The 12,224-nt window shown below is 51.4% G+C and carries 13 protein-coding genes; 10 read left to right on the plus strand and 3 right to left on the minus strand.

The genetic code is table 11. The features are described 5' to 3' along the window. Positions 1-301: 301 nt before the first annotated feature. The 3 genes from ACT3R4_RS07710 to flgA form a co-directional block, all read right to left on the minus strand. On the minus strand, positions 302-751 hold the full coding sequence (locus tag ACT3R4_RS07710) for a flagella synthesis protein FlgN (protein ID WP_193056611.1): 450 nt from the start codon (positions 749-751) through the stop codon (positions 302-304). Between the two features lie 11 nt (positions 752-762). Beyond that, positions 763-1,029, minus strand: a complete 267-nt coding sequence (gene flgM / locus ACT3R4_RS07715) for a flagellar biosynthesis anti-sigma factor FlgM (RefSeq protein WP_192527248.1) — start codon at positions 1,027-1,029, stop codon at positions 763-765. Positions 1,030-1,114: 85 nt separating this feature from the next. Further along, on the minus strand, positions 1,115-1,762 hold the full coding sequence (flgA, locus tag ACT3R4_RS07720) for a flagellar basal body P-ring formation chaperone FlgA (protein ID WP_319643846.1): 648 nt from the start codon (positions 1,760-1,762) through the stop codon (positions 1,115-1,117). A 252-nt stretch (positions 1,763-2,014) separates the two neighbouring features. Between flgA and flgB the strand changes: the two genes are divergently transcribed. From flgB to flgK, 10 genes are all read left to right on the plus strand, one after another. Next, positions 2,015-2,446 (plus strand): flagellar basal body rod protein FlgB, encoded by a 432-nt coding sequence (gene flgB / locus ACT3R4_RS07725; RefSeq protein WP_087109121.1) that lies wholly within the window; start codon positions 2,015-2,017, stop codon positions 2,444-2,446. Positions 2,447-2,473: 27 nt separating this feature from the next. Then, on the plus strand, positions 2,474-2,884 hold the full coding sequence (gene flgC / locus ACT3R4_RS07730; RefSeq protein ID WP_087109119.1) for a flagellar basal body rod protein FlgC: 411 nt from the start codon (positions 2,474-2,476) through the stop codon (positions 2,882-2,884). Between the two features lie 2 nt (positions 2,885-2,886). Beyond that, complete coding sequence (locus tag ACT3R4_RS07735; protein ID WP_193056609.1) at positions 2,887-3,582, plus strand: flagellar hook assembly protein FlgD; 696 nt, start codon at positions 2,887-2,889, stop codon at positions 3,580-3,582. Positions 3,583-3,618: 36 nt separating this feature from the next. Then, positions 3,619-5,715: a flagellar hook-basal body complex protein gene (locus ACT3R4_RS07740; protein ID WP_193056608.1), complete on the plus strand. Its 2,097-nt coding sequence runs from the start codon at positions 3,619-3,621 to the stop codon at positions 5,713-5,715. Positions 5,716-5,746: 31 nt separating this feature from the next. Next, on the plus strand, positions 5,747-6,505 hold the full coding sequence (gene flgF / locus ACT3R4_RS07745; protein WP_087109113.1) for a flagellar basal-body rod protein FlgF: 759 nt from the start codon (positions 5,747-5,749) through the stop codon (positions 6,503-6,505). Between the two features lie 33 nt (positions 6,506-6,538). Further along, complete coding sequence (flgG, locus tag ACT3R4_RS07750; RefSeq protein ID WP_087109111.1) at positions 6,539-7,321, plus strand: flagellar basal-body rod protein FlgG; 783 nt, start codon at positions 6,539-6,541, stop codon at positions 7,319-7,321. A gap of 25 nt (positions 7,322-7,346) precedes the next feature. Continuing rightward, positions 7,347-8,036, plus strand: coding sequence for a flagellar basal body L-ring protein FlgH (locus ACT3R4_RS07755; RefSeq protein ID WP_087109109.1), 690 nt, complete (start codon positions 7,347-7,349; stop codon positions 8,034-8,036). Positions 8,037-8,082: 46 nt separating this feature from the next. Then, entirely contained in the window at positions 8,083-9,213 is a 1,131-nt protein-coding gene (locus ACT3R4_RS07760) for a flagellar basal body P-ring protein FlgI (protein WP_441678387.1), read from the plus strand. Next, positions 9,213-10,232 carry a flagellar assembly peptidoglycan hydrolase FlgJ gene (gene flgJ / locus ACT3R4_RS07765; protein WP_441678389.1) on the plus strand — a complete coding sequence of 340 codons (1,020 nt, stop codon included), beginning with the start codon at positions 9,213-9,215 and terminating at the stop codon, positions 10,230-10,232. Before ACT3R4_RS07760 ends, flgJ begins: the two co-directional genes overlap by 1 nt. A 62-nt stretch (positions 10,233-10,294) precedes the next feature. Further along, positions 10,295-12,214 carry a flagellar hook-associated protein FlgK gene (gene flgK, locus ACT3R4_RS07770; RefSeq protein WP_193056605.1) on the plus strand — a complete coding sequence of 640 codons (1,920 nt, stop codon included), beginning with the start codon at positions 10,295-10,297 and terminating at the stop codon, positions 12,212-12,214. Positions 12,215-12,224: the final 10 nt, after the last annotated feature.

A 12,224-nucleotide genomic window follows, 5' to 3' on the forward strand; every position in this document is an offset into this window, starting at 1 on the left:
GTGTAAGAAAAGTAGAACCCATCACTATTCAATAGATTTTCTTTCCTAATCCTAAAAAGCTACCAGTATCGGCAGGCGTGAAAGCATTTACGTGCATGAGCGCCTAGATGGGGGGAGGTTACGCAGTTAACCGTTAACAAGCGTGGTGCGGTTGAGGCTAAAAGCCCATTCATTACGGCATGACCGGTGCTGCCGTTGGCCCTGGCAATTGGAGCGGTATAACGTTCGGGTAACTGAGCCAGTAATAAAAAGGTAGGCTTTTATTGAAGTTGTAGAAGGGATACTTGTCTAAAGGGAATAACTAAGCGGATGCGTTGATCCTTCCTGACTGCGCGCTATTACGCCCATCAGGTTTATAGAGTGTTTTTTCCGCAATTCGGCGTATATAGTCCAGCATTTCCTGATTGTGCTTCATGCGTACCGACAGCATCTGGCCGGTTAGTTCGTTCATGCGCGCAACACGCTCGCTCTTTTCGAGTAGCGTTTCCCAGGCCGTTTGACAGCCAGCATCACGAGCAGCCAAACGTGCCCCGTTGGCGTTGTCTTCATAGCCAAGTCGCTTTTGAACATTGCGGCGTAGCGTTTCAATGCGCTCTATATCGGCCAGCAGCGCTTGTTTACCTTCTGCTGTATCGGCAAGCGCTTTTCCGTCAATGTCACCCTGCGTTAAGAGTGTTTGCTCACTCGATAATAGCGCCACTAGCTCATCAATACGCTGCTGCTGGTCGGAAAGCAAACGGGCAAGGCTCATAATACGCTACCTTATAACTCTGAAAGATTGGCAATCAAGCCATCTGCAATACGGTCAGCCCGCATTTCGAGGCGGCCCTCACGAATGGCATCGCGAATCTCTTGAACTTTTACCATATCGATATCCTGCGTATCATCGAAATGAGAATGGCTAAGCTGAGTAGATTCACGCGTTTGACCGGCGACTTCAGCCGCCTTGGGCCCGCCCATCTTTTGTGTTTCATCACGTTGCTGCGCTTGGTTCGAGCGTAACAATGAATTGAGGTTATCAATGTTCACGTTGTATGCCTTATGGTCAACGTCTGTGTATTCGGCGTCAGTGATAACAACTATCGGCCCTGGTGGTTAAAACTTTAGACCAGATCTAAAAATCCACCACTAAAATGCCTTGTTCATTAATTCGTGCCGTTACTATTTCACGGGTATCAAAGCGCACGCGAACCTGGTCTCCTACCCCTCCGCTTTCCAGCACTTCTCCCTCGCGTGAAACGCGAAAAGCATTGCCTTGAGCGATGACCATAACCCGCTGACCGCGCTCAACAACTGAAGGCGTTTGTAAGAAGTGCGTTAAAAAGGTACTGCCACTTCGAATCTGCCGCTGAGCAACCTTGCCAACAATTTCTTCTTCATTGGTTAGGGCTTGCGACGACAGCTTCCCCAAATTGCCACTTTGCTCAACGAGCATATCAGGGGTAATCAGTGTGCCACGATTAATATCGTGCTGCGCCACCCAGTAGTTGCCAATAACATCAATTTGGGCCTGTAAATAGCGCACTTGCTGATGTGTTTCACCGCAGCGAACGCCTACCGAAACACGCCCTAAAGGTGATTGACCCGCATTGGGCAAAAAAGGTTCCGGCTGAACGCAGGGCGGTAAGTGAGGAGAAGGGGGGCGCACGTCGATGACCACCTCCTCTCCTAGAGGCTGCGTTTGTTGATACAAGAACTGATGCACTTCCTGCATGAGCGCATCGTCTGCCTGTGCGCTTGAGAAACACGCCAAACAGACCACCAGTGAAAAATAGCGCGTGAACACTGCTGAGAAGCAACGTTTTATGTGCAGCGGATGTGACATGGCGGGGCAGCTCAGCAGGCGGGGGATAACGAGATTTAGTCAGTAAGTGTAGCGAAAAAGAAGTAGATGAAACAGACGAAATGCTGGTGTAAACGCTAGCTGTTCCATGCTTTGGGCTGACAGCCGTAAGCGTATTCTTCACCATCGATAAATTTAATTTTTTTGCCTCCCGGCGAGCGAGGGCGCGGCATGCTTGATCAACTAGAATCTGCCTTTAACTACCACCAGCAGGCATTAGGCTTGCGTCAATCGCGTCATGAAGTGCTGGCCGCTAATATTGCGAATGCCGACACGCCAAATTATAAGGCGCGGGACATTGATTTTGCCAACGAGCTTAAAAAAGCCGTTGACGGTGGCGTTTCACAACAGGGCAGCCAAGGGGGGTTAACGCTCGCTCGGACGTCTGGGCAGCATTTAGCCGGTGCCGGGCCTGCTTGGCAAGGCGCCGGTAATGCGGCGTTACTGTACCGAATTCCTTCCCAGCCGAGTCTGGACGGCAATACGGTTGAGATGGATCGCGAGCGTACTCAGTTTGCTGATAATGCCGTGCGTTACCAAGCGGCGCTTACGATCATGAATCGCCGTATCCAGGGTCTAAAAAACGCAATGCAGCCTGAGTAGGCCAGCAAACTGCGTAGGAGATAAATGATGTCGATGTTTTCAGCGTTTGATGTTGCTGGCTCTGCCATGAGTGCTCAATCCCAGCGAATGAACGTCACCGCCAGCAATATGGCCAACGCCGATAGTATTGCCGGGCCTGATGGTGAAACATACCGCGCGAAACACGTGATGTTTGAAGCGCAGGCACAAAACACCCGTTTTGGTATTGGTGGCGTGAGAGTCTCCGACATTGTGGAAGACGACTCACCGCTGCGTCTGGAATACATGCCCAATCATCCCGCAGCTGATGAAGAGGGCTATGTGGCCAAGCCCAATGTAGAGCCTGTGCATGAAATGGTGAATATGATTTCCGCGTCCCGCTCTTATCAGGCGAACGTAGAGGTATTCAATACCACAAAACAGATGATGATGCAGACGCTGTCACTGGGTGAGGGGTAATCATGAGTAGTATCGATACGAGTGTTGTTAATAGTATTAACAGCGGTGGCTCTAACGGTCTATCGGCTCGCCAGTCAGACGAGCTTCGCAATAGCTTTATGACTCTGCTGATCACCCAGCTGCAGAACCAGGACCCGCTAAATCCGATGGAAAACGCGGAAATGACGTCCCAGCTGGCGCAAATCAACACGGTAAGTGGCATTGAAGAGCTGAATAGCACACTTGAAGGCATTACCAGCCAAATGGATGCCAATCAGGCGTTACAGGCGAGCGGTCTAATTGGTAAAGGCATCATGGTGCCCGGTAAGGATGTGTTGCTGGAGCAAGATAACGAAGGGAAATTGTATACAACACCCTTTGGGATAGAGTTGGCAGAACCAGCGAAGAGCGTTAAGGCGACGATTGTTGGTGAAGGTGGTCAAGTCATCAAAACTTACGACGATCTAGGCCCTCTAGATGCCGGCGTTCACTCATTTGATTGGCCTGGATTGAGTGACCAAGGGGCAGCCGCTGCCAGTGGTCGGTATTCGATTCAACTAGAGGCGGCCGACGCTGAAGGTGAAAGAGTTGAATCCACAGCCTTGCAGTATGCGGTGGTCAACCGCGTGACGCCTAACGACGGTAGTGGAAGCGTGCGGCTGGATTTAGGCGCTATTTATGGCCAAATCAGCCTGAATGACGTTAAACAAATTCTTTGACTATTCGCTAAACAATATCTTTTTCAGGGGAACATCATGAGCTTTTCACAAGCACTTAGTGGTCTGAACGCTCAGCGTGAGAAATTAGGCGCTATCGGTAACAACATTGCTAACTCGCAGACAGTCGGTTTTAAAAGTTCAAATGTACAATTTGCCGACGTATTTGCTGAATCACGCATAGGGCTTGGTGTACGCACATCTGCCGTATTGCAAGATTTTACCCAAGGCAATGTTGAGTCTTCATCACGTAATATGGACTTGGCCATTTCAGGGGAAGGATTCTTCCGCTTTCAGCAGCCCAATGGTGAAGTGGGTTACTCACGTAACGGCCAACTAACCATGACGGCGGACGGACGTTTAGTAAATGCCCAAGGCGCGCAAATCATGGGGTACGCAGCAGACGCTGAAGGCAATGTACAGGCAGGTGGCGCTGTGCAAGCATTGGCAGTAGATGCGGGGAACTTGGCTGCTAATGCGACTACTTCTGCATCTACCTCTCTTAATTTGGATTCACGAGTGCAGGCCGGTACTGGACTACAGCAAGTACAAGTAACTACTGATTTGATGAACCCTGATAATCCAACGAGCCAAGAAGACCTGAGCTATAACTTTAGCTCTAACTTTACCGTCTATGACTCATTGGGTAATCCAAGAAATATGACAGTTTATTACGAAAAGCGCCCAGAAGCTGAAAATAGCTGGTTGGGAAAAGTAGTAATGGATGGGTACTACAGTACGAACTCGGATCCTGTTGGCTTGGCCGCAGGCAGTGTGGTTGAGGGAGTTGTTGATGCTCAAGAAGTTGTTAAAGACTCGTACGATAACCTGCTAAGTAGCATGTCCGATGTTCAAACTGGTTTGCAAAGTTTGCAAACAGCCATTGAAAATGCCGCTACCACAGCAAATACTAATGGGGCTACTCAAGAGCAGGTTATTGCAGCTGTAAACAGTGCCGCACAGAGTTTTGCCTCAAGCGCAGGTTTTTCTCTGAGTGAGGTTTTGGATAAATACCTAAATGGTCAGCAAGTAACACCTGGGGCTAATGCTGTCTACGCAGCTTACATTGCTGAAGTTCAAGCGCAGATGGATGGCGCTACCGACGCAGATGGCGTTGTTACTGCAGCAACATCTATTGATCCATTAAATGACCCTTCAACAGTTGGAGCATTTAATAACTTCATTGCAACTCGTCAAACAGCGATTGTAGGTGAAGCGCCTGTGCAGTTGGCTTCTGCAGTTCAGAGTGCAACCGACCTTATTGTTAATGCAGCTACAGGCGGTGATATCGCTGCTCAAAATAACGCAGCTCAAGCGACAGATTTGGAGGCAGACGCAAATACTATTGCGGAGATCCAAGCAGTTGCAAACAATCTCGCACAACAAGCTTTAGTTGGTGTTAATGATCCGGACGTTGCTGACGCTGTGAATAACGTAATAGCCGCTACAGCATCCGCAACAGGATCAATTTCGGCAGTCGTGCAAGCTGCACAAGCTGCAGATCCGGGAGAAGCTTTTGAGGCCTATGGTGTTAACGATTTTGTTATTGAATTTAATCAAAACGGTACCTTAAAGCGAGTAGGGCAGCCGCAGCTGGCTGACGGTGGTGGTGTAGAGTACGTAGATGTAGCCAATAACCGCCCAAATATTAATTATGCCAGCGACCCTTCTACTCCACTTGGGGGAGCAACTGAAGCGCTTAGCTTTGATATAAACCTGGCGGGTAGCACTCAGTCTGGTAATGCCTCGGTAGCCAATGATGTATCTCAAGATGGGTATGCATCCGGCTCTTTAGTTGGCGTTACTATCCAGGATGATGGCACCATTATGCGCAATTACTCTAATGAGCAATCGCTTGCTGCGGGCCAAGTAGCTATGGCGAGTTTTCGTAATCCAGAAGGGTTGAAGCCAGGCGGCGATAACCTTTGGACGGCCACAGCCTCCTCTGGTCAGGAACTGGTGGGCGCTCCAGGGACAGGAATGCGAGGCTTAATACAAGCTGGCGCCACTGAAGCCTCCAACGTTGATATGGCCCAGGAACTGGTGAGTATGATTGTCGCTCAGCGCGCCTATCAAGCCAACTCACAAACCATCAGCACCCAGGATGAGCTCCTGCAAACCATTATTAACCTTTAATAATGGGCTTTTCGTGTAAGGAGTAAATCACTTGGATCGGATGCTATATACCGCCATGAGCGGTGCTAAAAACGCCATGGATCAGCAGTCGGTGGTCAGCAATAACCTAGCGAACGTGACCACCACCGGCTTTCGTGGGCAGCTTCAGGCGGCGCGCTCGGTGCCTGTGCAAGGCGAAGCGTTCTTGGCAACGCGTACGTCTGTCATGACCACTACGCCAGGAAGTGATTTTTCACAAGGCCCGGTTGAGTTTACCGGGCGTGCACTGGATATCGCGATGCAGGGTGATGCCTGGATGGCGGTGTTAGCCGATGACGGTACGGAAACCTACACACGCCGTGGCGACCTGCAACTGGATAGTGATGGCGTCCTGCTAAACGTAGGGCGTCCAGTGATGGGCGATGGTGGTCCTATTGCGGTGCCTCAAGGAGCGCAGGTATCCATCGGCGCTGACGGCACGATCAGCGCTATTCCTGAAGGCGAGGGCCCAGAAGCGCTCGTTGATGTTGGCCGGATCAAATTGGTAACGCCTGACGAGCAGGCTCTGACACGCGGTGACGATGGCTTATTTCGTGCTCCGCTCAATGACGAGGGAGCACCTGGTGTGCTGCCAGCAAACGAGGATGCTCGTTTGGTCAGCGGTGCGCTTGAAGGCAGTAATGTCAGCGCGGTGGATGCCATGGTCGCGATGATTGATGTCGCGCGACGTTACGATATGCAAATGAAAGTGCTCAGCACCGTTGATGAGAATGCTCAGCGGGCCAACAGCATGCTCTCTATTCAGGGCTGATAGCAGCCGCCTAACAAGGGAACACGAACACTCATGATTACTTCTTTGTGGACTGCTAAAACCGGGCTTGAGTCTCAGCAAACGAAATTGGATGTTATATCCAATAACCTGGCCAACGTGAGTACCAATGGCTTTAAGCGTTCGCGCCCCGTGTTTGAAGACTTGCTGTACCAAAATATGCGTCAGCCAGGTGCACAGAACAATATCCAGGACCGACTGCCTTCAGGTATGCAGGTCGGTACCGGCGTTCGCGCCGTGGCCACCGAGCGTTTACATACTCAAGGTGGCCTGGAGCAAACCGAAAACTCGCGTGACCTTGCTATCAACGGCGAAGGTTTTTTCCAAGTGCTGTTGCCTGATGGTACAAGTGGCTATACCCGGGACGGAAGCTTCCAGCTCAACGAAAATGGTCAGATGGTAACGGCGAACGGCTACCCGCTGGAGCCAGCTATTTTTGTGCCGGAAAATGCCTTGGCTGTGACTATCGCTGAAGATGGTACGGTAAGTGTTCGTCAGCCAGGCGTTGCGGTAGACAACGACATTGGCCAAGTTACGCTGACATCGTTTATTAATCCCGCTGGTTTAGAAAGCATAGGTGGAAACCTTTACTTGGAAACCGGTGCCTCCGGTGCTCCCAATGAAAATATACCGGGTATTAACGGTGCCGGGCGCTTGTTCCAAGGCTACGTCGAGACCTCGAACGTGAACGTTGTGGAAGAGATGGTTAGCATGATCCAAACCCAGCGCGCGTATGAGATTAACAGCAAAGCCGTATCTACCAGCGATGAAATGTTGGCACGTTTGAGCCAGCTATAAAGAGCGCGTTGAGGTTTATTGAACCATGCGGGATTTTTACCATGTTAGCCGTCGGCTAAGCGTTATTGCTTTGCTGTTTTTTACCTTACTGGCGGCCGGCTGTGCCCAGATACCCCGCGCCTCAGTAGTGGGTGAACAAGAGCAGATTGAAATTGTGGATCGCCCACCGCCTATTCCCAATGGCTCAATTTACCAAGCCCGGCAAGGCTATCAGCCGCTGTTTGAAGACCGTCGACCAAGAGCAATGGGGGATATCCTCACCATCGTGTTGGATGAGCAGGTAAGCGCCAGCAAAAATGCGCGTACCAATGCGTCGCGTAACGGCAGCGCATCGCTGGATCTTGCCCAGTTGCCTGATGTACTCGACACCCTGGCTGAATATGGTTTCGATATTGCCGGGGCCAGCGATTTTAACGGCGGCGGCGGTGCGCAAGCGAACAACTCGTTTACCGGCACTATTACCGTCTCGGTTTTAGAAGTCATGAATAACGGTAACTTGCGCGTTAGGGGCGAAAAGCAGATCGGTATTAACCAAGGGACCGAGTTCATACGTTTTTCAGGCGTCGTGAATCCACGCACGATTACCACCCAGAATACGGTGCCCTCCACGCAAGTAGCGGATGCGCGCATAGAGTATGTGGGGGATGGCTATATTAATGAAGCTCAGCACATGGGATGGCTGCAACGCTTTTTCTTGAATATTTCGCCCTTCTAATGGTACCTGGAATGGCTAAACAACTTAGTGGCCTAGAGTGATCGTCATGCAGCTAAACGGTTTTCGATTAATTAAAATGCGGCTGGCGCAACTGGGTGCTCTGCTACTTATGTGCCTACTTGCTTTACCCGTTTATGCCGAGCGCGTGATTGAGTTAGCCAGCTTTGCAGGCGTGCGCGATAACCAATTGGTGGGTTATGGTTTGGTGGCCGGGCTGGATAGCACGGGTGACCAAACAACCCAGGCCCCCTTTACCAGCCAAAGCCTCTCCAACATGCTGTCTCAGCTTGGCGTGACTATTCCGCCGGGCACTAATATGCAGCTACGTAACGTAGCGGCGGTAATGGTGACCGCAGATCTACCGCCTTTTTCGCGTCCAGGTCAGCGTGTGGATATTGTGGTTTCATCTATTGCCAACGCGCGTAGCTTACGCGGGGGGACGCTATTGATGACACCGTTAAAAGGTGCGGATGGCGATACCTATGCGATTGCTCAAGGCAATATGCTGGTAGGCGGTGCGGGTGCCCAGGCAGGCGGTAGCAGCGTACAGGTTAACCAGCAAGCAGCGGGCCGCATCCCCGGCGGCGCACTGGTTGAACGTGAAGTAGCACTTAACCTGGGCGGCAATGGCGGGATGCTGGAGCTGCAGTTAAATGAATCAGACTTCGGTACCGTGCAGCGTATGGTGACCGCGATTAATAACGAATTTGGCCAATCGGTGGCCTATGCCCGTAATGGACGTGTCATTGCGCTGGATGGCCCTGTCGACGCTAACGCGCGGGTCAACTTTATGGCACGCGTAGAGAACGTTCAGATAACGCCCACTGAAGCGCCGGCCAGAGTGGTATTGAATTCGCGTACTGGTTCCGTGGTAATGAACAGTGCCGTGACGTTACGCCAGGCAGCGGTCGCCCATGGCAGCTTATCAATCACTATCGATAGAAACCTGGGTGTGAGCCAGCCAGGCCCGTTTAGCCAGGGCCAAACCGTTGTGGTGCCGGATACGGATATCGATATTGAGCAGCAGGAAGCGTATCTACAAATCGTAGAGGGTGCTCAGCTTACAGACGTGGTTAATGCGCTGAATGCCTTGGGGGCGACACCTCAGGATTTGATGACGATTCTTGAGGCGCTAAAAGCGTCTGGGTCGCTGCGTGCCGAGCTGGAGGTGATTTAATGAGCGTCTCTAATGATATGGCCGGCCAGTTTGCGTTAGACGTTCAGGGGTTTCAGCGATTGCAGCATACGGCACGCATCGACCCGGAAGCGGGGGTAGACTCAGCCGCCCAACAGTTTGAAGCGCTCTTTGTACATATGATGATGAAGAGCATGCGTGACGCTATTCCCTCTTCAGATCTGATGAGTAGCACGACGACGGATACCTATCAGCAGATGCTGGACCAGCAGTGGTCGCAGGTCATTGCATCCAAAGGAATAGGCCTGGCAGATGTACTGGTCGAGCAGCTTCAGCGCCAGGGTGTGGTGGGCGAAGAACATGTAGCTGATCAAGAATTACAAGCGCTCATTGCCGGTATTCCACGCGGCACTCCACGTGTGCTGGATGGCGCCATACAGCCGCAAGGAGAGCACCCTTCTAACTCTCCGGGAAGCGGTCGCTTTCTGTTAGAATTGGATGCGATACGCAAGCGTGCTGACGTTGGTGAGCAGACATCACTTGGCATGTCTGGCGCTAATAACAACGCGCCAGAGCATGTGCAGCGCTTTCTCGATAAATTGGCGGTTCCCGCGCAAGCTGCCAGTAAAGCAAGCGGTGTTCCCGCCGAGTTGATATTAGCCCAGGCAGCCTTGGAAACCGGCTGGGGGCAGCATGAAATAGCCACCCGTCAGGGAGGCAACAGCCATAACCTGTTCGGGATTAAAGCGGGTAGCCATTGGCAGGGTAAAACCACCGATATTGTGACGCATGAATATATTAACGGGCGCCGCACACAGGTGGTTGATACGTTCCGTGTCTATGATTCATTTGAGCATTCGCTTACTGATTATGCCAACCTGATCGGCAAAAATTCGCGTTACGCAGCGGTGGTGCAGGCGCCCAATGCCGAGCAAGCCGCGCATGCGTTGCAGCGAGGCGGCTATGCCACAGACCCACGCTACGCCCAAAAGCTGATAGCCGTTATGAATACCATGGGGTCGCTAACAACAGAGAGCACCTACCTGGCGGATTCGCGCTAGGTAGGGCTCAAGTTTTTTAGGGTGCTGCCGATATATTAGGTATCGGCCTAAGGATATCAACCATGAGCATGTTTTCTGTTGGCTTAAGCGGCCTTAATGCTGCCCAGAATGCCTTAAACACCACCAGTAATAACATCAGCAATGTTTACACGCCGGGCTACAACCGTGAACTCACTCAGCTGGGTGAGGGCAATGTAGGCGGTGGTGTGAAAGTGGATGCCATTGAGCGACAGTTTAATACCTACGTCGCTAATCAGCTTAATAGCGCGAAGACACAATCGAGTGCGCTTGAGACCTATAACAATCAGGTCTCGCAAATCGATAACCTGCTGGCCGACCGAGCCGCTGGTTTGGCGCCGCTGATGCAGGGCTTCTTTTCTTCGCTTGAAGACCTGGCAAGCTCGCCGTCTGACCCGGCCGCTCGTCAAGGGGTGCTTGGAACAGCAAGCACATTAAGTGCTCAGTTTCGATCCTTTGATGGCTATCTGCAGGATATGCAGAGCAATATTAATAGCCAAATCAAGGATGAAGTTACCCAAATTAATAACTCGCTTGAGCAGATTGCGGGGCTGAATAAAGAAATTTCTCTGGCGCGTGCGCGTACGGGGGATGCGCCTAATAGCCTGCTTAACCAGCGCGATCATCTGGTTTCTGAGCTTAACGAGCGAATGGATCTGCGCCTGAATATTCAGGACGGTAAAACCTATAACATTAGCCTTCCCAACGGCCAGCCGCTCGTGACGGGTACAGACTCCTTTAAACTCGAGGCTGTACAGGCTGACAACGACCCACAACGCACCATCGTTGGCTATCGCGATGGTAGTGGTAACGTTGTAAAGTTAAATGAGTCAACGATAAAAGGCGGTACGCTGGGCGGACTAATGGCGTTTCGTTCCGAGACGTTGGATAAAACGCAGAACCAGATTGGTCAGCTGGCTGTTTCGCTCTCGGTTGCTTTTAACGATCAGCATAAAAAGGGTGTGGACCTGGATGGCGAATTGGGTGGGGACTTCTTTGAACTAAGTAAGCCGCTAGGATACAGCTATAAAGGCAATGCCTCTGAAATAGCATCCGTTGAATTCGATACGGATAATATTGATGAGCTACGCGCTACAGACTACACCATCAGTTATCGCAATGACGCGTTTAGCGTGACACGTAATGACAGTGGTGACGAGGTGGACTTCACATTGGATGGCGGAGTACTGTCCTTTGGTGGCGTTAATGTTGCCTTTGAGAGTACGCCACAGAATGGCGATAAGTTCGAAATTCAGCCTGTTCGTCGCGCCGGCCAGGATATGAAGGTGGCGATTACGGACGGGGATAAAATAGCCGCAGGTGATGCAGGCTTAGACGGTGAAGAAGGCAGTTCTCTTACTTCATTTAAACACTCGGGTGATTTAGCCGTTGATGACCTGAAGATGTCGCCAGGGGCGTTCTCTAACCATAAAGAGTATACGTTAACGCTGGATTCAGAGGGTGCGCTAAAGGTAGAGCCAGCGGGGGCAACGGTCCGCGTTGATGGTCAGCCGTTTGATGTGGATAGCGGTGAATTAGAGGAAGGCCAAGCGGTTGAAATTGATGGGATGAGCTTTACACTTTCCTCACGTCCTGCTGATGGTGAAACGGCGACGTTAACGGTTGCTCAAAACATTATCGCGGCCTCGGCTGATAACCGTAACGCATTAGCTTTGCAAAAGTTGCAGAGTGAGGCAGTGGTAGGAGGTTCAGCTTCCGTGAGTTCCGGCTACGCCTCCATTGTGAGCGATGTCGGTAACCGCGCTAATATTACCCAGGTTAACCTGGACGCGCGTCAAGGACTCACCGATCAGCTGCGTGCGGTGCAGCAGTCTGAGTCTGGTGTAAACCTGGACGAAGAGGCTGCCAATCTGATTCGCTACCAGCAGTACTATATGGCCAACGCACGTGTTATTGATACGGCTGGCTCGATTATGGACACTATCTTGAACCTGCGCGGTTAATCCAGGAGTC

The organism is Halomonas sp. AOP7-E1-9 (genome assembly GCF_052376035.1).
In the GTDB taxonomy this organism is placed as follows: Bacteria; Pseudomonadota; Gammaproteobacteria; order Pseudomonadales; family Halomonadaceae; genus Vreelandella; species Vreelandella citrativorans.